Raw genomic sequence first — 20,337 nt, 5'->3', positions numbered from 1 at the left:
AACAAATCCGCCGCTGCGGGTTTTACCTTTCGCCTTCTTGCTGCACACTTAGAAAGATTCATCTTTCAGAACGGAGCAGCTCATGTGGTATCAACAGACCCTGACCTTAAGCGCTAAACCCCGCGGGTTTCACCTTGTGACGGACGAAGTCATCGGGCAACTCCGCGACCTGTCGCGCGTCAAAACGGGTTTACTGCATCTGCTGCTTCAACACACGTCAGCCTCCCTCACGCTTAATGAAAATTGCGACCCTACCGTCCGGTCTGATATGGAACACCATTTCCTGAAGACGGTTCCGGACAACGCCCCCTACGAGCACGATTATGAAGGCGCAGATGACATGCCTTCGCATATCAAATCTTCTCTGCTGGGCGTATCGCTGATGCTGCCGGTTCATAACGGGCGGCTAATGCTGGGAACGTGGCAAGGGATCTGGCTGGGAGAACATCGCATTCACGGTGGTTCGCGTAAAATTATCGCAACGCTACAAGGGGAATAAAGATGACAATTTCGGAGATACTTCAGTACTGCATGAGCAAGCCTGGCGCGGAACAAAGCGTTCACAGCGACTGGAAAGCCACGCAGATCAAAGTGGGAGACGTGCTGTTTGCGATGGTGAAAGAGGTTGAAGGGCGCCCGGCGGCGTCGCTGAAAACCAGCCCGGAACTGGCGGATCTATTACGTCAGCAGCATGATGATGTGAGGCCGAGCCAGCACCTCAATAAGGCGCACTGGAGTACCGTTTATCTGGACGGCTCGCTGCCCGGCTCACAAATTTACTATCTGGTGGATGCGTCCTACAAGCAGGCGGTTGAGCTGCTGCCGGAAGCGACCCGACAGCAGCTCTCCGTGTAACAATTACAGCAACGGTTTAAGGAAGCGCGCGGTGTGCGAGGCTTCGCACTCTGCAACGGTCTCTGGCGTACCGGAGACGAGGATTTCACCCCCGCCGCTGCCGCCTTCCGGGCCGAGATCGACAATCCAGTCCGCGGTTTTAATCACGTCCAGATTATGTTCGATGACCACAATCGTGTTGCCCTGATCGCGCAGCTGATGCAGCACCTCAAGCAACTGCTGGATATCCGCAAAGTGCAGGCCGGTGGTCGGCTCATCCAGAATGTAGAGCGTCTGGCCGGTACCACGCTTGGACAGCTCGCGCGCCAGCTTCACGCGCTGCGCCTCACCGCCGGACAGGGTTGTTGCTGACTGCCCCAGGCGAATGTAGGTCAGGCCTACGTCCATCAGCGTCTGCAGCTTACGAGCCAGCGCAGGGACGGCGTCAAAGAACTCGCGCGCCTCTTCGATGGTCATGTCCAGCACTTCGTGGATGGTCTTGCCTTTGTACTTAATCTCCAGCGTTTCTCGGTTATAGCGCTTGCCTTTGCACTGGTCGCACGGCACGTAGATATCCGGCAGGAAGTGCATCTCAACCTTGATCACGCCGTCGCCCTGACACGCTTCACAGCGGCCGCCGCGCACGTTAAAGCTGAAACGTCCTGGCGTATACCCGCGCGAACGCGCTTCCGGTACGCCAGCGAAGAGTTCACGTACGGGCGTGAAGACGCCGGTATAGGTCGCCGGGTTGGAACGCGGCGTACGGCCAATCGGGCTCTGGTCGATGTCGATAACCTTGTCGAAATGCTCCAGCCCCTGAATGTCGCGGTACGGTGCAGGCTCGGCCAGCGTCGCGCCGTTCAGCGCCGTCTGCGCAATCGGGAACAGCGTATCGTTGATCAGCGTCGATTTACCGGAACCGGACACGCCGGTAATGCAGGTAAACAGGCCAACCGGCAGCGTCAGGGTGACGTCCTTCAGGTTGTTGCCGCGCGCCCCTGTGAGCTTCAGCACTTTTTCCGGGTTCGCCGCGACGCGCTGTTTTGGCACTTCAATTTTGCGCTTGCCGCTCATGTACTGGCCGGTCAGCGACTCGGGCACCGCCATAATGTCCTTCAGCGTACCTTCCGCCACCACCTGGCCGCCGTGTACGCCCGCACCCGGGCCGATGTCGATCACGTGGTCTGCGGCGCGAATTGCGTCTTCGTCGTGCTCCACCACGATTACCGTGTTGCCGAGATTGCGCAGGTGGATCAGTGTGCCGAGCAGACGCTCGTTGTCGCGCTGGTGCAGGCCGATGGACGGTTCATCCAGCACGTACATCACGCCGACTAAGCCCGCGCCAATCTGGCTCGCCAGACGGATACGCTGGGCTTCACCGCCGGAGAGCGTTTCTGCCGAGCGGGAAAGCGTCAGGTAGTTCAGGCCAACGTTCACGAGGAACTTGAGGCGATCGCCGATCTCTTTCAGCACTTTTTCGGCGATTTTCGCACGCTGGCCGGAAAGCTTCAGGTTATTGAAGAAGTCCATTGCGTGGCCGATGCTCATGTCTGAGATGGTCGGCAGCGCCGTGTTTTCCACAAACACGTGGCGCGCTTCGCGACGCAGACGCGTGCCCTCGCAGGTGGCGCAGGAGCGGTTGCTGATGAACTTCGCCAGCTCCTCGCGCACCGCGCTGGATTCGGTCTCTTTGTAGCGGCGCTCCATATTGTGCAGCACCCCTTCGAACGGGTGGCGACGCACGGAGGTATCGCCGCGATCGTTCATGTATTTGAACTCGATGTTCTCTTTGCCGGAACCGAACAGGATCACTTTGTGCACGTTCGGGCTCAGGCTCGCCCACGGCGCTTCAACGTCGAATTTGTAGTGCTCCGCCAGCGACTTCAGCATCTGGAAGTAGTAGAAGTTACGCTTATCCCAGCCGCGAATCGCACCGCCCGCGAGCGACAGCTCGGGGTTCTGGATCACGCGATCCGGATCGAAATACTGCTGCACGCCCAGACCGTCACAGGTCGGGCACGCGCCCGCCGGGTTGTTGAACGAGAACAGGCGCGGTTCCAGCTCGCGCATGCTGTAGCCGCAAATCGGGCAGGCGAAGTTGGCGGAGAAGAGCAGCTCTTCCGCTTTCGGGTCGTCCATGTCGGAGACCACGGCCGTGCCGCCAGAGAGTTCCAGCGCGGTTTCAAAGGATTCAGCCAGACGCGTGGCGAGATCGTCACGCACCTTAAAGCGGTCAATCACCACTTCGATGGTGTGTTTCTTTTGCAGCTCAAGCTTTGGCGGATCGGACAGGTCACACACTTCGCCGTCGATACGGGCGCGGATATAGCCCTGGCTTGCCAGGTTCTCCAGCGTTTTGGTGTGCTCGCCTTTACGCTCTTTGATAATCGGTGCCAGCAGCATCAGGCGTTTGCCTTCCGGCTGCGACAGCACGTTATCCACCATCTGGCTCACGGTCTGTGCCGCCAGCGGGACATCGTGGTCCGGGCAGCGCGGCTCACCCACGCGGGCATACAGCAGACGCAGATAGTCGTGAATTTCGGTAATGGTACCGACCGTTGAACGCGGGTTATGCGAGGTAGACTTCTGCTCAATAGAGATAGCAGGCGATAACCCTTCAATATGGTCGACATCCGGTTTTTCCATCAGCGACAGGAACTGACGCGCGTACGCCGAGAGCGATTCAACGTAACGACGCTGTCCTTCGGCATACAAGGTGTCGAAAGCCAGTGAGGATTTGCCAGACCCCGAAAGCCCGGTCACGACGATGAGTTTGTCGCGAGGGATTATGAGGTTGATATTCTTGAGATTATGGGTGCGGGCGCCCCGAACTTCGATCTTATCCATTCACCTTTCCCGGTTGGAACACGGATTGCCTGGTTTGTTTGAAGGACAAACGGCTGTCAGAAACGGCTAATTATGACACAAAATGACCTGTTTGAATATACAGTATTGGAATGCATTTTCTGATTCACTGTGTAACAATGTTGAGTTCGCGGGAGAACTCTGGAACGTGCTACGCAACTATCAAAGTGCAGCATGGAAATGGTACACTCGCGCGTTTACACTATTAAGAAACGTATTCAGGAGACACGAACATGGCCAGCAGAGGCGTAAACAAGGTGATTCTCGTCGGTAATCTGGGCCAGGACCCGGAAGTACGCTACATGCCGAGTGGTGGCGCAGTTGCCAACATTACGCTGGCTACTTCCGAATCCTGGCGTGATAAAGCGACCGGTGAAATGAAAGAGCAGACCGAATGGCACCGCGTTGTGCTGTTTGGAAAACTGGCCGAAGTGGCCGGTGAGTATCTGCGTAAAGGTTCTCAGGTCTATATCGAAGGCCAGCTGCGTACCCGCAAATGGACCGACCAATCCGGTCAGGAAAAATACACCACGGAAGTGGTGGTGAACGTGGGCGGTACCATGCAAATGCTGGGTGGCCGTCAGGGCGGTGGCGCACCGGCAGGTGGCGGTCAGAACCAGCAGCAGGGTGGTTGGGGTCAGCCTCAGCAGCCGCAGGGCGGCAACCAGTTCAGCGGCGGCGCGCAGTCTCGTCCGCAGCAGCAGTCTGCTCCTGCTCCGTCTAACGAACCGCCAATGGACTTCGACGACGATATCCCGTTCTGATCAACGGATGCTAAAAAAAACCCAGACATCGTCTGGGTTTTTTTATTGCTGAAGGGATCAGGTAATCACCATCGGCCAGTCTGGTGGGGTGTGGTTCATCGCCTCAACCATCACCACTTTTATATTTTCCCAGACCGCGGCCATATCCAGCAGGGTAATGCCCAGCAGGCCCGTTGCGAACCAGCAGGCCGCGCCAAGCCCTAACAGGGTACTTATGACGGCAAGACCCGCGTAGTCGGATTTACGAAACTGAATGTTCAGCGTGCTGGCTAAAAACATCAAAACCGCGCTCAACAAGGGCCAGCGCAGGAGAACCATGCTGGTAGTAATGGTTGCCATAAAACCCATCCTCTACAAAACAGACGAACTGAATGAAACAGTGTTTCTCGTTACACAATATGTGTGAACTATATCACATTTGTTGATTTATTCGCCAGTGTCTGCGTAGCCAAAAAAGGGGATTTTATTACCCGGAAAAAAGAGCATGCGGTTCGGGACCGCCTTCGGACAGGGGGGAGGCGGATCCACAACGCGCTGAGGTAATCCCGTCGGGTAAGTGGGGAAGAGCATCTGGAGGCAGAGAGACGGCCAGCCGTGCTGTTTTTAGGGGGCGCATTATTTTCTGATAATATTGTGGTGATGTCTGATTATTTATAAAACAACGAACAAAATATACCCGCAGAAATAGGATGAAACGTCACGTTGGTGTTGTACTTTTTTCATGCCGCCAGAAGTTTTGCTTAATCAGCGATCCTCTGTTGTGTTCTCTTCAAACCTCCCGTACGCGATGGATAATTATTTTCCTTAATTAAAACGGAACGAATACTTACAGTTTAGCTTACGGGAAAATATTATCGTCATAACGAAATTTAAGATTTTTAATACTAAAAGTCAGTTGCTAACTTCGCATGATTCATGCAACGTAATCACCTGTTTAACAAAGCATCCGGCCTTCATTACTACAGGCGTACAACATGCAGGGATATAGGGCGGGAAATGAATCGTAGCGCGCGGCGCAAAATGCTCAGAGTGGTAGGGATCATCATGGTAGTTATGCTGCCGGTGATGCTTGCTCTATGGTTTGCCCAGCTACGAGCCGAGTCGGAAACGAGCGCTCAGCTACGGACATTTGCTGAACTGGCTTTAGACAAAACAGAACTGGTAATTCAACAAGTTGAACTGGCCAGGGGCGAGGCAGAAAAATATCAGGGTGAACGTTGTACGCCGGAACATCGTCAATATATGTTGAACGTTGTTCGTGGCCGCCTGTTTGTCGCCGATTTAATTTATGCAGAAGGTCAGAATTTTCTTTGTTCGACCGTTTTTACACCGGATCAACCCTACGTCATTCCGGTCGCTAATTACACGCGTAAACCTGACGTTGCTATCTATTATTTTCGCGATACGCCATTTTATACTGGCTATAAAATGACATATATGCAGCGCGGAAATTATGTCGTGGTGGTCAATCCGCTTTCTTACAGTGAAGTGATGTCTACCGATCATTCCCTCGCATGGGGGGTATACGACACGGTAACTAATGCCTTCTTTTCCGTCAGCCAGAAAGCCAATGCGACTTTATTAAATTCGATGATTCGGGATAAGGAATCGGTATTTCAAAAAGATAACCGTTTCTATACCGTCGTGAAATCGACAAATCGGCCTATTGCCGCCATCGTGTCGACGTCAGATAAACGTTTTTATGAAACGCTCTATCACCAGGCGACGTTGACGCTACCGCTGGGAATGATCTGCAGCATTATTATTTTGCTGGTGTGGTCCCGCACCCATCGTGAGCTTAATTCGCCGGGGCGCTTACTGCACCGGGCGCTGAACAAGCGCCAGCTTTGTGTGCACTATCAGCCGATTATTGATATCAAGAACAACCAGTGTGTGGGGGCAGAGGCGCTGTTGCGCTGGCCTGGTTTCAATGGGCAGGTAATGAGCCCGGCTGAGTTTATTCCGCTTGCGGAAAAAGAGGGAATGAGCGAGCGGATTACGGATTATGTCGTTGAGGAGGTGTTCAGCGATCTGGGCCATTTCCTGGCGGCGCATCCGCATCTCTATATTTCGATCAACCTGTCGGCCACGGACTTTCACTCCTCGCGGCTGATCGCCATGATTTCTGACAAGGCCCGGCACTACGCCGTACGCGCCCAGCAAATTAAAATTGAAGTGACGGAGCGCGGCTTTATCGATGTGCCAAAAACCACGCCGGTGATTCAGGCCTTCCGTCAGGCGGGCTATGAAGTGGCGATCGATGATTTCGGGACCGGTTATTCCAACCTGCACAACCTCTACTCGTTGAACGTGGATATTCTGAAAATCGATAAATCGTTTATCGACACCTTAACCACCAACAGTACCAGCCACCTGATCGCCGAGCATATTATCGAGATGGCGCAAAGCCTGCGGCTTAAAACCATTGCGGAAGGGGTTGAGACGGCTGAGCAGGTGAGCTGGCTGTTGAAGCGCGGCGTTGAGTTCTGTCAGGGATGGCACTTCGCGAAAGCGATGCCGCCCCAGGAGTTTATGACCTGGCAGCAGCAACCTTTGCACTGATATGCATTAATTCAACTGGTGGCGATAATCGCTCGGCGTACGGTCAAACTCGCGGCGAAACACGCGGGAAAAGGTTTGTTGCGAAACATAGCCAAGATCCATCGCGATATCAAAAATCGGCCGCTGCGTTGAGCGTAACGCCTGCGCCGCCAGCAGGAGCCTGCGCTGGCGAATGTACTCCCCCAGCGTCTGGTGCATGACCGTGCGGAACATTCTCTGTAAATACCATTTCGAATAGCCCGATTTTTTTGCGACCACATCAATGTTCAACGGTTGGTCGATATGATCGTCAATCCATTCAATAAGTGTCTGAATAATTTGCTGATGCGACATAAGGTTGCCCCTCTGTAGATACAACTTTCTCGGTTGATTCGTCGTTTTCTCTGCGGGGGAGTATAATTCCTCAAGTTAACTTGAGGTAAAGAGGTTTTATGGAAAAGAGATTGCCGCGCATTAAAGCGCTGTTAACCCCCGGCGAAGTGGCAAAGCGAAGCGGCGTTGCGGTATCGGCGCTCCACTTTTATGAAAGCAAAGGGTTAATTAAAAGCATCCGTAACGGTGGAAACCAGCGCCGCTATACCCGTGACGTGCTCCGCTACGTGGCGATTATCAAAATTGCGCAACGCATCGGCATTCCCCTGGCGACGATCGGTGAGGCATTCGGCGTGTTGCCGGAAGGGCATACGCTTAGCCCGAAAGAGTGGAAAGAGCTTTCGTCCCAGTGGCGTGAAGAGCTGGACAGGCGTATCCACACGCTGGTGGCGCTGCGTGACGAGCTGGACGGCTGTATCGGCTGCGGCTGCCTGTCCCGTAGCGACTGCCCGCTACGTAACCCTGGCGACAGGCTGGGCGAGCAGGGGACCGGGGCGCGGCTGCTGGAGGAGGATTAAGTTCTTGCGGCAAAAAGCATAATAAAGAACTAAAGCGCCACTAAGGGCGCTTTAGTTTTTCCCGGTCTTTGTCTTTCTCTCTATCCCGCTGGTTCACGGGAGGGTTTCCCCCGACATCAGCACCCCTCGTGTCGAGCTGGTTGGGGAGGTTCCGGATTGTGCTGACACTTTAATTCTATGCAAGACCCGTTTTTTCGCCAGCCGCGCTAGCCGTTTTTTAGACGAAATTTTTTCGCGGTGTTGTTCGATTTTCTATAGTTAAAAAGTATGAATAACAGGAGAAAATCATGCTCACGGTACATCACCTTAACCAGTCGCGCTCGCACCGCGTGATCTGGGCGCTGGAAGAGCTCGCCCTGCCTTATGAGATTGTTCACTACCAGCGCGAAAAAAACATGCTGGCACCCGAGTCCCTCAAAAAGGTGCATCCGTTGGGCAAATCGCCGGTCATTGAAGATAACGGGCTGATCCTTGCGGAGTCAGGCGCCATTCTGGAGTATCTGCAGGAAACCTATGATGCCGAATCGCGGCTGAAGCCTTTAGACCCCGCGCATAAGGTGCAATACCGCTTCTGGCTGCATTACGCAGAAGGGTCGCTGATGCCGCTGCTGCTCATGAAGCTGGTCTTCAGCAGCCTGGGCAAGCCGCCCGTGCCGTTTGGCATCCGAACGCTGGGCAAGGCGCTGGGGCAGGGGGTACAGAAAGCGTATCTCAACCCCCAGCTGGAGACCCATGCGCGCTTTATTGACTCACATCTTGCTAAAAACAGCTGGTTTGCCGGAGAGACGTTAAGCATGGCTGACATTCAGATGAGCTTCCCCCTCTTTGCCCTGCTGGCGCGCGGCGGCATTGCTAATCTGCCGCATATTCAGGCATGGAAGAAAAAAGTGGAAACGAGTCCTGGCTGGCAAAGAACCCTGCAACAAGGTGGCCCGTTAACGATCCCGGGCGAGGATTGAAATGTAAACAAATTGCGCATAGACGATAACGTTTGCGCATCCTCTGTTTATTTCTTCATCGTCATAAGTGAATTTTAGCGAAAAACGACAAAGTTCAGTTGAAAAGGGCGGGTATTAGGCTGGATAATCGTTTGCCTTAATTTGACCACCCGTTTTATAAGCGCGGAGCTAAACGTTTGCTTTTTTTGTGACGCCCTTTCGTCGCAAACGCAACACACGGATTTGACGTTTTAGCTGGCAGCGGTGTCTCCACCACGCTTATGGACGTTCTATAAAAACTCTCAGGGGATGTTTTCTATGTCTACGCCATCTGCGCGTACCGGCGGTTCACTTGACGCCATGTTTAAAATTTCGGCTCGTGGCAGCACCGTGCGCCAGGAAGTCGTTGCCGGTCTGACCACGTTTCTGGCGATGGTTTACTCCGTCATCGTGGTACCGGGCATGCTGGGCAAGGCGGGCTTCCCGCCTGCGGCTGTCTTTGTCGCCACCTGCCTGGTGGCCGGCGTGGGCTCCATCGTAATGGGCCTGTGGGCGAACCTGCCACTGGCGATTGGTTGCGCCATCTCTTTGACCGCCTTTACCGCGTTCAGTCTGGTGCTGGGCCAGCAGATCAGCGTACCGGTTGCCCTCGGCGCCGTGTTCCTGATGGGCGTACTGTTTACCGTTATTTCTGCCACCGGCATCCGTAGCTGGATTTTGCGCAACCTGCCGCAGGGCGTGGCGCACGGAACCGGTATCGGTATCGGCCTGTTCCTGCTGCTGATCGCTGCCAACGGCGTGGGTCTGGTCATCAAGAACCCGCTGGACGGCCTGCCGGTAGCGCTCGGTCATTTCGCGAGCTTCCCGGTCATTATGTCGCTCATCGGTCTGGCGGTGATTATCGGCCTGGAAAAACTGAAGGTGCCGGGCGGCATTTTGCTGACCATTATTGGCATTTCCATCGTCGGCCTGATTTTCGATCCGACCGTTCACTTCTCCGGTATTTTCGCCATGCCGTCGCTGAGCGATGACAAAGGCAACTCCCTGATCGGCAGCCTGGATATCGTCGGCGCGCTGAACCCGGTGATCCTGCCAAGCGTGCTGGCGCTGGTGATGACCGCGGTATTTGACGCCACCGGTACCATTCGCGCGGTGGCTGGTCAGGCCAACCTGCTGGATAAAGACGGTCAGATTATTGATGGCGGCAAAGCGCTGACCACCGACTCCCTGAGCAGCGTCTTCTCTGGTCTGGTGGGTGCGGCGCCTGCGGCGGTGTACATCGAATCTGCAGCGGGTACGGCGGCAGGCGGTAAAACCGGCCTGACGGCCATCACCGTTGGCGTGCTGTTCCTGCTGATCCTGTTCCTCTCTCCGCTCTCCTACCTGGTGCCTGCGTATGCGACCGCGCCAGCGCTGATGTACGTCGGCCTGCTGATGCTGAGCAACGTGGCGAAAATCGATTTTGCGGACTTCGTGGATGCGATGTCCGGCCTGATTACCGCAGTGTTTATCGTCCTGACCTGTAACATCGTGACTGGCATCATGATCGGTTTTGCGTCGCTGGTGATTGGTCGTCTGGTTTCCGGAGAGTGGCGCAAGCTGAACATCGGCACCGTGGTGATCGCCGTTGCGTTGGTCGCCTTCTACGCGGGCGGCTGGGCAATCTAAATTATCCATTGATGCGAAAACGGGTGGCTCAGGCCGCCCGTTTTTATTTTCAGGACTCATCCCGTTGCCTTTTGCGTTACTCTGGAGAGGATAGAATAAGAGGCACGACGCCTCAGGTTTGGCTTAAAAAGAAACACAGCAAACAGGGAACGCATGGAAATTTTCTTCACAATACTCATCATGACCCTTGTGGTCTCATTATCCGGGGTGGTTACACGCGTACTGCCCTTCCAGGTCCCCCTGCCTTTAATGCAAATAGCCATCGGCGCGCTGCTTGCGTGGCCGACGTTCGGTCTGCACGTGGAGTTCGATCCGGAACTGTTCCTCGTGCTGTTTATCCCGCCGCTGCTGTTTGCCGATGGGTGGAAAACGCCGACGCGCGAATTTCTTGAGCATGGGCGAGAGATCTTCGGCCTGGCGCTGGCGCTGGTGGTCGTTACCGTGGTCGGGATAGGTTTCCTGATCTACTGGGCCGTACCGGGTATCCCGTTAATTCCCGCCTTTGCGCTGGCCGCCGTGCTGTCGCCGACCGACGCCGTGGCCCTTTCCGGCATTGTGGGTGAAGGGCGCATTCCGAAGAAAATAATGGGCATTTTGCAGGGCGAGGCGTTGATGAATGACGCTTCCGGCCTGGTGGCCCTGAAGTTTGCCGTGGCGGTAGCCATGGGCACCATGGTCTTTACCATTGGTGGCGCGACCCTGGAATTCTTCAAGGTGGCGATTGGCGGTATTCTCGCGGGCTTCGTGGTGAGCTGGCTGTACGGTCGTTCGCTGCGCTTCCTCAGCCGCTGGGGCGGCGATGAACCGGCGACGCAAATCGTTCTGCTGTTCCTGCTGCCTTTTGCCTCTTACCTTATCGCTGAACATATCGGCGTCTCGGGCATTCTGGCGGCGGTAGCGGCGGGGATGACCATCACCCGTTCCGGCGTGATGCGCCGCGCGCCGCTGGCGATGCGCCTGCGCGCCAACAGCACCTGGGCGATGCTGGAGTTTGTCTTTAACGGCATGGTCTTCCTGCTGCTGGGCCTGCAGCTGCCGGGCATCATGGAATCCTCGCTGATCGCGGCGGAGGCGGATCCAAACGTTGAAGTCTGGATGCTGTTTACCGATATCGTGCTGATCTACATGGCATTAATGCTGGTGCGTTTCGGCTGGCTTTGGACGATGAAAAAGTTCAGCGTCCGCTTCCTGACCAAAAAGCCGATGGAGTTCGGCTCCTGGACCACGCGCGAGCTGCTGATTGCCTCCTTCGCGGGCGTACGCGGGGCGATAACCCTCGCCGGTGTGCTCTCTATTCCGCTGCTGCTGCCGACGGGCGACGTCTTCCCGGCGCGCTACGAGCTGGTGTTCCTGGCGGCGGGCGTGATTCTCTTCTCGCTGTTTGTCGGCGTGATTATGCTGCCGATTTTACTCCAGCACATTGATGCCGGTGACTCGACCCAACAGCACAAAGAGGAGCGGATAGCCCGTGCGGCGACGGCAGAAGTCGCGATTGTCGCCATTGAGAAGATGGAGGAGCGTCTGGCTGCCGATGCCGAAGAGAACATTGATAACCAGCTGCTGAAGGAAGTCAGTTCACGCGTAATTGGTAATTTGCGCCGTCGTGCTGACGGACGTAACGACGTGGAAAGCTCGCTGCAGGAAGAGAACCTCGAGCGTCGTTTCCGCCTGGCGGCGCTGCGATCCGAGCGTGCCGAGCTGTATCACCTGCGCGCGACGCGTCAGATCAGCAACGAGACGCTGCAAAAGCTGCTGCACGATCTGGACCTGTTAGAAGCGCTGTTAATAGAGAATCAGTAGCGCGTTGTTGCCCGGTGGCGCTACGCTTACCGGGCCTACATTTGAACCTTAGGCCGGGTAAGGCGAAGCCGTCACCCGGCACTATTCAGACCGCACCCAAAACCCCTCACAACATTGCAGCCACGCCTGTGCGCTGTGCGAAAGATACACTCCTTCACGCCAAATCATCCCCAACTGCCAGTGCAGGTCACTCTCCAGCGGGATCCAGCGCAGCGTGTTTTTATCAAGACGCTCGCAGATCGGCTGCGGCAGAATGGCAATTCCCACGCCCGCCTGCACCATTGCCGCCAGGAAATCCCACTGGCCGCTGCGCACCGCAATGCGCGGCTTCACGTTATGGTGATTAAACAGCGCCATCAGCTGGCGGCTTAAGGCGAAGTCTTCGTTGTAGATCAGCAGCGGGTGTTCGCCGAGCAGATCGGGCTTCACTGAGTCTATCTTCAGCCAGTCGCCGGAGCGGGGCACCAGCACGCACAGTGGATGGCTGAACAGCGGCAGCGTTGCCAGCCCGCTCTCTTCCTCCACGGGAAGGGCCGTCATCGCCACGTCCAGCTCGCCGTTGATCACCGCCTGCTGCACGGTCAGGCCGCCAAACTCAGATATTTTAAGCTCAACGCCGGGGTAGCGCTGGCGGAACAGGCTTATCGGCCCGGCCATCATCATGCCGACCATCGGCGGAATGCCGAGCCGCAGCAGACCTTTCGTCAGGTGGTTGATGTCCGCAAGCTCGGCCTCAAGCTGGCGAAACTCCGCCAGGATCGCCAGCCCGCGCTCGAACACCACGCGTCCGGTATCGGTCAGCAGCAGCTTGCGTCCGTCGCGGATCAGCAGGGTACAGTTCAGCTCGTCTTCGAGGTTTTTCAGCATTTTGCTGATGGTTGGCTGGGTAACGAACAACTTCTCCGCTGCGCGGGTAAAACTTTGCTGGCGAACCACCTCGACAAAATAGCGCAGCGTTCTTATGTCCATGATTATTCCTCGAAACTATACCTTCGATGATTTTAATTCATTTCAGTCGATGACGTACGCTCACTATACTGGCGCCTCGTCTCATTTCTGAGGAAAACCCCCATGGCCGTGGCGTTAAGCCGTGTTACGCCTGCCGTTGTGCAACGACTCCAGGTCCCGGTTCAGGTACTGCTCTACGCGGGACTGTTTGTTTTTGCGGAATACCTTGTCGACTGGCTGCATCTGCCTTTACCCGCCAACCTGGTGGGGATGGTGCTGATGCTGGTGCTGATCCTCTGCCGCGCGTTGCCCCTCAGCTGGGTGCGCGCCGGCGCGCGCTGGCTGCTGGCGGAGATGCTGCTGTTCTTCGTTCCGGCCGTGGTGGCGGTGGTGAACTATGCGCAGCTGCTGATGGTCGACGGCTGGCGCATCTTCGCGGTTATTGCCCTGAGCACGCTGATGGTGCTGGGTGCCACCGCCTGGGTGGTGGATAAGGTATACCGGTTCGAAATCAGCAGGCAAAAGCATGACTAACTTTCAGATAAGCGTGCTGTGCCTGATCGTGACGGTCGCCATCTACTTTGCCAACAAGCGCCTGTATCGCCGCTTTCGCACGCTGCCGCTGATGCCGCTGGTCTTCACGCCGATCCTGCTGGTGCTGATGCTGGTCTTCGGCCATATCTCCTGGCAGAACTACATTGGTGAATCCCACTGGCTGCTGTGGCTGCTCGGCCCGGCGACTATCGCCTTTGCGGTGCCGGTGTATGACAACCTGGCGATTATCAAACGCCACTGGATGTCGCTCAGCGCGGGCGTCGTCACCGCGACGGTGGTGGCGGTCTGTAGCTCCGTCTGGCTGGCGAGGCTGTTTACCCTCTCCGATGAAATTCAGCGCAGCCTGGCCGTGCGCTCGGTGACCACGCCGTTTGCGCTGGCGGCCGCCAAACCGCTCGGCGGGCAGCCGGATCTGGTGGCGCTGTTTGTGGTCGTCACCGGCGTATTCGGCATGGCGGTGGGGGATGTGCTGTTTCTGCGGCTGTCCATTCGGGAAGGGATGGCGAAAGGAGCAGGGTTTGGCGCGGCATCTCATGGGGCAGGCACGGCGCGTTCGTATGAGCTGGGTCAGCAGGAAGGGGTCGTTGCAAGCCTGGTGATGATGCTCTCGGGCGTAACGATGGTGCTGATTGCGCCGCTGGTGGCGTGGGTGATGTTTTAAGCTCCCCGGCCAGAGCAACCGGGGAGAAAGGCTTAGTGTGCGCGGCCCTGCTCAACGCCGAGGCCGGTTTGTGAGCGGATAAACTGGGCGCGGAATTTCTCACGCTCCAGGTTACCCTCCGGCGAGTTGTCGGTAGCCGAGAAGACCCAGATACCGATAAACGCCACGGCAATGGAGAACAGCGCCGGGTACTCGTACGGGAAGATAGCGCTTTCGTGACCGAGGATCTGCACCCAGATGGTCGGGCCGAGGATCATCAGAATGACCGCTGTCAGCAGGCCCAGCCAGCCGCCTATCATCGCCCCACGGGTGGTCAGTTTGGACCAGTACATGGAGAGCAGAATGATTGGGAAGTTACAGCTTGCCGCAATCGAGAAGGCCAGTCCCACCATAAAGGCGATGTTCTGCTTCTCAAACAGGATCCCCAGCAGAATAGCGACCACGCCCAGCACCAGCACGGTGATTTTGGAAACCTTCAGCTCGTCGCGCTCGCTCGCGCCTTTACGGAAGACGTTGGCGTAGAGGTCGTGCGATACCGCAGACGCGCCCGCCAGCGTCAGCCCGGCGACCACCGCAAGGATGGTGGCGAAGGCCACGGCGGAGATAAAGCCGAGGAACAGGTTGCCGCCCACCGCATCGGCCAGGTGCACCGCCGCCATGTTGTTACCGCCAATCAGCGCGCCCGCCGCGTCTTTAAACGCCGGGTTCGCGCCCACCAGCATGATCGCGCCGAAGCCGATGATAAAGGTCAGGATGTAGAAGTAACCCATAAAGCCGGTGGCGTAGAAGACGCTCTTACGCGCTTCACGCGCGTCTGACACCGTGAAGAAACGCATCAGAATGTGCGGCAGGCCAGCGGTACCAAACATCAGGCCGAGACCGAGAGAGAGCGCGGAGATCGGATCTTTCACCAGCCCGCCCGGGCTCATGATCGCTTCTCCTTTCGGGTGGACAGCCATCGCTTCGGTGAACAGGTTATTGAAGCTGAAGCCGACGTGTTTCATCACCATAAAGGCCATAAAGCTCGCGCCGAACAGCAGCAGTACGGCTTTGATGATCTGCACCCAGGTGGTGGCCAGCATGCCGCCGAACAAAACGTACATCACCATCAGCACGCCCACCAGCACCACCGCGATGTGGTAGTTCAGGCCAAACAGCAGTTCGATAAGCTTGCCCGCGCCCACCATCTGGGCGATCAGATACAGCGCCACCACCACCAGCGAGCCGCAGGCGGAGAGGGTACGAATCGGCCCCTGCTTCAGGCGATAGGATGCCACGTCAGCGAAGGTGTAACGTCCCAGGTTGCGCAAGCGTTCGGCAATCAGGAACAGAATGATCGGCCAGCCGACGAGGAAGCCGAGGGAGTAGATCAGGCCGTCATAGCCGGAGGTGTAAACCAGCGCGGAGATCCCGAGGAACGAGGCGGCAGACATAAAGTCACCCGCAATTGCCAGCCCGTTCTGGAAGCCGGTTATGTTGCCGCCCGCGGTGTAGTAATCGTTACGGGAGCGCACGCGTTTCGACGCCCAGTACGTAATGTACAGCGTCAGCACCACGAAAATCAGGAACATGATAATCGCCTGCCAGTTGGTTGGCTGGCGCTGTACCTCGCCGGTAATGGCATCCGCCGCGTGGGCGGCAAAGGGAAGTGTGGCGGCTAGCGCCGTCAGGATTCGCTTCATGATGCTTTTACCTCTTGCAGTACCGCTTTATTAAGACGATCGAACTCACCGTTCGCGCGCCAGACGTAGACGCCGGTCAGCACAAATGAAATCACGATCACGCCAATGCCAATGGGGATACCGCGCGTCACGCTGGTGCCCTCATGTAACGGGGTGCCCAGCCAGTGCGGCGCAAAGGCGATCAGCAGAATAAAGCCGACATAGATAATCAGCATGATGATGGAAAGGGTGAAGGCAAACCGTTGCCGCTTATCGACGAGCTCCCTGTAGTGCGCACTATTCTCTATCTGCTGACAAATATCGTTATTCATCACAGAAATCTCCAGAGGTAAGGTTGGTTTGTTTTATCCCCTCTCCCCTATGGGGAGAGGGTGAGGGGAGGAAGGTGCGGTCTGATGCCCTCACCCCGGCCCTCTCCCACGGGGAGAGGGAGAAAACACTAGGATGGCATTGCGATGGCCTGCTTCTCTTCGAGCAGTTTGTCCACCACGCCAGGATCGGCAAGCGTTGAGGTATCGCCGAGGTTGCTGGTATCGCCTGCCGCGATTTTGCGCAGGATACGGCGCATAATCTTGCCGGAACGGGTTTTCGGCAGCGAGTCTGTCCAGTGCAGTACGTCCGGCGTGGCAAGCGGGCCAATCTCTTTACGTACCCAGTTGCGCACCTCGGTATACAGCTCCGGCGACGGCTCTTCGCCGTGGTTCAGGGTGACGTAGGCGTAGATCGCCTGGCCCTTGATGTTGTGAGGAATGCCGACCACCGCCGCTTCGGCAATCTTCGGATGCGACACCAGCGCGGACTCAATCTCTGCCGTACCCAGACGGTGGCCGGAAACGTTCAGCACGTCGTCCACGCGTCCGGTGATCCAGTAATAACCGTCTTCATCCCGGCGCGCGCCGTCGCCGCTGAAGTACATGTTTTTAAAGGTCGAGAAGTAGGTCTGCTCGAAGCGCTCGTGATCGCCAAACAGCGTGCGCGCCTGGCCCGGCCAGGAGTCTGTGATCACCAGGTTACCCTCGGTGGCGCCTTCCTGCGGATTACCTTCGTTATCCACCAGCGCAGGCTGCACGCCGAAGAACGGACGGGTTGCCGAGCCGGCCTTCAGCTGCGTGGCGCCCGGCATTGGGGTGATCATGAAGCCGCCGGTTTCGGTCTGCCACCAGGTGTCCATCACCGGGCACTTCTCGTTACCGATTTTCTTCCAGTACCACTCCCAGGCTTCCGGGTTGATGGGCTCGCCCACGGAGCCGAGGATGCGCAATGAGGAGCGGTCGGTGCCCTCGATGGCCTTATCACCTTCCGCCATTAACGCGCGGATCGCCGTTGGCGCGGTGTAAAGAATGTTGACCTGGTGCTTGTCGACCACCTGACACATGCGCGCCGGAGTCGGCCAGTTCGGTACGCCCTCAAACATCAGCGTCGTTGCGCCGCAGGCCAGCGGGCCGTACAGCAGGTAGCTGTGTCCGGTGACCCAGCCCACGTCGGCGGTACACCAGTAGATGTCGCCCGGATGGTAGTCGAAGACGTATTTGAAGGTGGTGGCCGCATAGACCAGATAGCCGCCGGTGGTGTGCAGTACGCCTTTCGGTTTACCGGTTGAGCCGGAGGTGTAAAGAATAAACAGCGGATCTTCCGCGTTCATCTCTTCCGGCTGATGCTGGTCGCTCGCTTTTTCAATCAGGTCGCTCCACCACAGGTCACGCCCCTCGTGCCAGTCGATCTTGCCGCCGGTACGCTTGAGGACAATGACGTTATTGATGGATTTGACGTTCGGGTTTTTCAGCGCTTCATCGACGTTTTTCTTCAGCGGAATACCGCGCCCGGCGCGTACGCCCTCGTCGGCGGTGATCACCAGCTTCGAGTTCGAGTCAACGATGCGCCCGGCAACCGCTTCAGGGGAGAAGCCGCCGAAGATGACGGAGTGGATCGCGCCGATACGCGCGCAGGCGAGCATAGCTACCGCCGCTTCCGGCACCATCGGCATGTAGATCGCCACCACGTCGCCTTTTTTAATCCCCTGGTCCAGCAGCACGTTAGCGAAGCGGCAGACGTCGCGGTGCAGCTCTTTATAAGAGATGTGTTTGCTCTGAGAGACATCGTCGCCTTCCCAGATAATGGCCGTTTCGTTGCCGCGTTCGGCAAGATGGCGGTCCAGGCAGTTCGCCGCCAGGTTCAGCGTGCCGTCTTCATACCATTTAATGGAGACGTTGCCTGGCGCGAAAGAGGTATTCTTCACCTTCTGATAAGGTTTGATCCAGTCAAGGATGTGACCCTGCTCGCCCCAGAAGGCGTCCGGGTTGGTAACAGATTGCTGATATTTCTCGTGGTACTGCTCCGGGGTGATCAGGCAACGGTCCGCAATGTTTGCGGGAATGTCGTGTTTGTGTATTTGGCTCATGGCTTTTTTTCTCCTTGTAAGATGTTAATAATATGTCGCAAAAACGTTAATAGTAGGGGCTTTACAAGCTTTGTTTAGTATTTGGGCGACAGATCACGCATTGTTTGAACAGGTTGAAAATTGAGCGAATGAAACTTTGAAGGGAAATAATTCACGATGCCGATTATTCACAATTCTTTATAAAAAAGCGTTTTTATAACAAAAGGTTATTTATCAGAATTATGACAAACTCGCGTCATAACCGCTTTTGATAGTGAAATGCGTCGTTCTTTAAGGCTTGCGCAACAGGTCGTGCAAATGATACTCATACGCCGCGTTAAAAAATCCCATAAACCAACGCAACACAATTCATACCCTTTCAGTATGTCTCCATATTCATGCAGTTTTGCTGGTGCGGAGATTTCATTGAGGAAGTCAGTTTCTATGAAAAATTTGAAAGTCAGCCTGGCCTGGCAGATCCTGCTGGCCCTTGTGCTGGGCATCTTGCTGGGCAGTTATCTTCATTATCATAGCGACAGCCGCGAGTGGCTGATTGCGAACCTGCTCTCTCCGGCAGGCGATATTTTTATTCATCTGATTAAGATGATTGTGGTGCCCATTGTGATCTCGACGCTGGTGGTCGGTATCGCGGGCGTCGGCGATGCGAAGCAGTTAGGTCGCATTGGCGCGAAAACTATTCTCTATTTCGAAGTGATCACCACGGTTGCGATTATCCTCGGCATAACGCTGGCGAACGTATTCCAGCCAGGCTCCGGGATCGATATGTCGCAGCTGGCGACGGTGGATATTTCGAAATACCAAAGCACCACCGCTGACGTGCAGAGCCATTCCCACGGTCTGATGGGGACTATCCTGTCGCTGGTGCCGACCAACATCATTGCTTCCATGGCGAAAGGCGAGATGCTGCCGATCATCTTCTTCTCGGTGCTGTTTGGTCTGGGGCTCTCCTCCCTGCCGGCAACGCACCGTGAGCCGCTGGTCACCGTATTCCGCTCTATTTCCGAAACCATGTTCAAAGTGACCCACATGGTGATGCGCTACGCGCCGGTTGGGGTGTTCGCGCTTATCGCAGTGACCGTGGCGAACTTTGGTTTTGCCTCCCTGTGGCCGCTGGCGAAGCTGGTGATCCTGGTGCACTTCGCCATTCTGTTCTTCGCGCTGGTGGTGCTGGGGATTGTGGCGCGCCTGTGCGGGCTGAGCATCTGGATCCTGATCCGTATCCTGAAGGATGAACTGATTCTGGCGTACTCCACCGCAAGCTCTGAGAGCGTGCTGCCGCGCATCATTGAGAAGATGGAGGCGTACGGCGCGCCAGCGTCGATAACGAGCTTCGTGGTGCCGACCGGCTACTCCTTTAACCTGGATGGCTCGACGTTGTATCAGAGTATTGCGGCGATCTTTATCGCGCAGCTGTACGGCATTGACCTGTCGCTGTGGCAGGAGATCGTACTGGTTCTGACGCTGATGGTGACCTCAAAGGGCATCGCAGGCGTGCCGGGCGTCTCCTTCGTGGTGCTGCTGGCGACGCTGGGCAGCGTGGGTATTCCGCTGGAAGGCCTGGCGTTCATCGCCGGTGTGGACCGTATCCTCGACATGGCGCGTACCGCGCTGAACGTGGTGGGTAACGCGCTGGCGGTGCTGGTTATCGCCAAGTGGGAACACAAATTCGACCGTAAAAAAGCGCTGGCGTATGAACGCGAGGTGCTGGGTCGTTTTGATAAGACGGCTGACCAGTAACATCCTAAGCCCGGTGGCGCTGCGCTTACCGGGCC

General features: G+C 56.4%; 18 protein-coding genes. 11 read left to right on the top strand and 7 right to left on the bottom strand.

Going from position 1 to position 20,337, the window contains the following annotated elements:
• Positions 1–82 precede the first annotated feature (82 nt).
• A complete protein-coding gene (locus IM295_RS18770; RefSeq protein WP_041911536.1) occupies positions 83–499 on the top strand; it encodes a secondary thiamine-phosphate synthase enzyme YjbQ in 417 nt (138 codons plus the stop codon).
• Positions 500–501: 2 nt separating this feature from the next.
• Positions 502–855, top strand: a complete 354-nt coding sequence (locus IM295_RS18765; protein WP_028015174.1) for an MmcQ/YjbR family DNA-binding protein — start codon at positions 502–504, stop codon at positions 853–855.
• Between the two features lie 3 nt (positions 856–858).
• On the opposite strand, the gene uvrA is transcribed toward IM295_RS18765, so the two are convergent.
• Positions 859–3,681 carry an excinuclease ABC subunit UvrA gene (uvrA, locus tag IM295_RS18760; protein ID WP_041911534.1) on the bottom strand — a complete coding sequence of 941 codons (2,823 nt, stop codon included), beginning with the start codon at positions 3,679–3,681 and terminating at the stop codon, positions 859–861.
• A 251-nt stretch (positions 3,682–3,932) separates the two neighbouring features.
• On the opposite strand from uvrA, the gene ssb1 reads away from it, so the two are divergent.
• On the top strand, positions 3,933–4,463 hold the full coding sequence (ssb1, locus tag IM295_RS18755) for a single-stranded DNA-binding protein SSB1 (RefSeq protein ID WP_006810470.1): 531 nt from the start codon (positions 3,933–3,935) through the stop codon (positions 4,461–4,463).
• Between the two features lie 57 nt (positions 4,464–4,520).
• Here the strand turns inward: ssb1 and IM295_RS18750 are convergent, their stop codons facing one another.
• Positions 4,521–4,802, bottom strand: a complete 282-nt coding sequence (locus tag IM295_RS18750) for a YjcB family protein (RefSeq protein ID WP_028015176.1) — start codon at positions 4,800–4,802, stop codon at positions 4,521–4,523.
• Between the two features lie 657 nt (positions 4,803–5,459).
• Here IM295_RS18750 and IM295_RS18745 point away from each other — a divergent pair.
• Complete coding sequence (locus IM295_RS18745; RefSeq protein ID WP_028015177.1) at positions 5,460–7,025, top strand: EAL domain-containing protein; 1,566 nt, start codon at positions 5,460–5,462, stop codon at positions 7,023–7,025.
• 6 nt (positions 7,026–7,031) lie between these two features.
• Here IM295_RS18745 and soxS read toward each other — a convergent pair whose 3' ends face one another.
• Positions 7,032–7,358, bottom strand: a complete 327-nt coding sequence (gene soxS, locus IM295_RS18740; protein ID WP_008503387.1) for a superoxide response transcriptional regulator SoxS — start codon at positions 7,356–7,358, stop codon at positions 7,032–7,034.
• Positions 7,359–7,456: 98 nt separating this feature from the next.
• Here soxS and soxR point away from each other — a divergent pair, with 98 nt between their 5' ends.
• The 4 genes from soxR (at position 7,457) to IM295_RS18720 (ending at position 12,321) form a co-directional block, all read left to right on the top strand.
• The gene (gene soxR / locus IM295_RS18735; protein WP_023331806.1) at positions 7,457–7,915 is read left to right on the top strand and encodes a redox-sensitive transcriptional activator SoxR; all 459 of its coding nucleotides are present in this window, start codon (positions 7,457–7,459) and stop codon (positions 7,913–7,915) included.
• A 287-nt stretch (positions 7,916–8,202) separates the two neighbouring features.
• On the top strand, positions 8,203–8,874 hold the full coding sequence (locus tag IM295_RS18730) for a glutathione S-transferase family protein (RefSeq protein ID WP_193067167.1): 672 nt from the start codon (positions 8,203–8,205) through the stop codon (positions 8,872–8,874).
• Between the two features lie 297 nt (positions 8,875–9,171).
• Positions 9,172–10,521: a guanine/hypoxanthine transporter GhxP gene (gene ghxP / locus IM295_RS18725; RefSeq protein WP_028015179.1), complete on the top strand. Its 1,350-nt coding sequence runs from the start codon at positions 9,172–9,174 to the stop codon at positions 10,519–10,521.
• Between the two features lie 153 nt (positions 10,522–10,674).
• A complete protein-coding gene (locus IM295_RS18720; RefSeq protein ID WP_028015180.1) occupies positions 10,675–12,321 on the top strand; it encodes a Na+/H+ antiporter in 1,647 nt (548 codons plus the stop codon).
• 81 nt (positions 12,322–12,402) lie between these two features.
• On the opposite strand, the gene IM295_RS18715 is transcribed toward IM295_RS18720, so the two are convergent.
• Complete coding sequence (locus IM295_RS18715; protein WP_193067166.1) at positions 12,403–13,290, bottom strand: LysR family transcriptional regulator; 888 nt, start codon at positions 13,288–13,290, stop codon at positions 12,403–12,405.
• Positions 13,291–13,392: 102 nt separating this feature from the next.
• Here IM295_RS18715 and IM295_RS18710 point away from each other — a divergent pair, with 102 nt between their 5' ends.
• Positions 13,393–13,803, top strand: coding sequence for a CidA/LrgA family protein (locus tag IM295_RS18710; protein WP_100171234.1), 411 nt, complete (start codon positions 13,393–13,395; stop codon positions 13,801–13,803).
• A complete protein-coding gene (locus IM295_RS18705; RefSeq protein ID WP_045630755.1) occupies positions 13,796–14,485 on the top strand; it encodes an LrgB family protein in 690 nt (229 codons plus the stop codon). Before IM295_RS18710 ends, IM295_RS18705 begins: the two co-directional genes overlap by 8 nt.
• A gap of 32 nt (positions 14,486–14,517) precedes the next feature.
• On the opposite strand, the gene actP is transcribed toward IM295_RS18705, so the two are convergent.
• From actP to acs, 3 genes are all read right to left on the bottom strand, one after another.
• Entirely contained in the window at positions 14,518–16,167 is a 1,650-nt protein-coding gene (gene actP / locus IM295_RS18700) for a cation/acetate symporter ActP (RefSeq protein WP_193067165.1), read from the bottom strand.
• Positions 16,164–16,478: a DUF485 domain-containing protein gene (locus IM295_RS18695; protein ID WP_028015185.1), complete on the bottom strand. Its 315-nt coding sequence runs from the start codon at positions 16,476–16,478 to the stop codon at positions 16,164–16,166. The genes actP and IM295_RS18695 overlap by 4 nt, the downstream gene beginning before the upstream one ends.
• A gap of 128 nt (positions 16,479–16,606) precedes the next feature.
• Positions 16,607–18,565 (bottom strand): acetate--CoA ligase, encoded by a 1,959-nt coding sequence (gene acs / locus IM295_RS18690; RefSeq protein WP_063437696.1) that lies wholly within the window; start codon positions 18,563–18,565, stop codon positions 16,607–16,609.
• A gap of 423 nt (positions 18,566–18,988) precedes the next feature.
• Here acs and gltP point away from each other — a divergent pair, with 423 nt between their 5' ends.
• A complete protein-coding gene (gene gltP / locus IM295_RS18685; protein ID WP_028015187.1) occupies positions 18,989–20,302 on the top strand; it encodes a glutamate/aspartate:proton symporter GltP in 1,314 nt (437 codons plus the stop codon).
• The last annotated feature ends 35 nt before the right edge of the window (positions 20,303–20,337 follow it).

Source organism: Enterobacter cloacae complex sp. P14RS, assembly GCF_014895895.1.
GTDB lineage: Bacteria > Pseudomonadota > Gammaproteobacteria > Enterobacterales > Enterobacteriaceae > Enterobacter > Enterobacter bugandensis.
The sequence above is the reverse complement of the archived record's forward strand: the minus strand, read 5'-3'. Positions and strand labels throughout refer to the sequence as shown.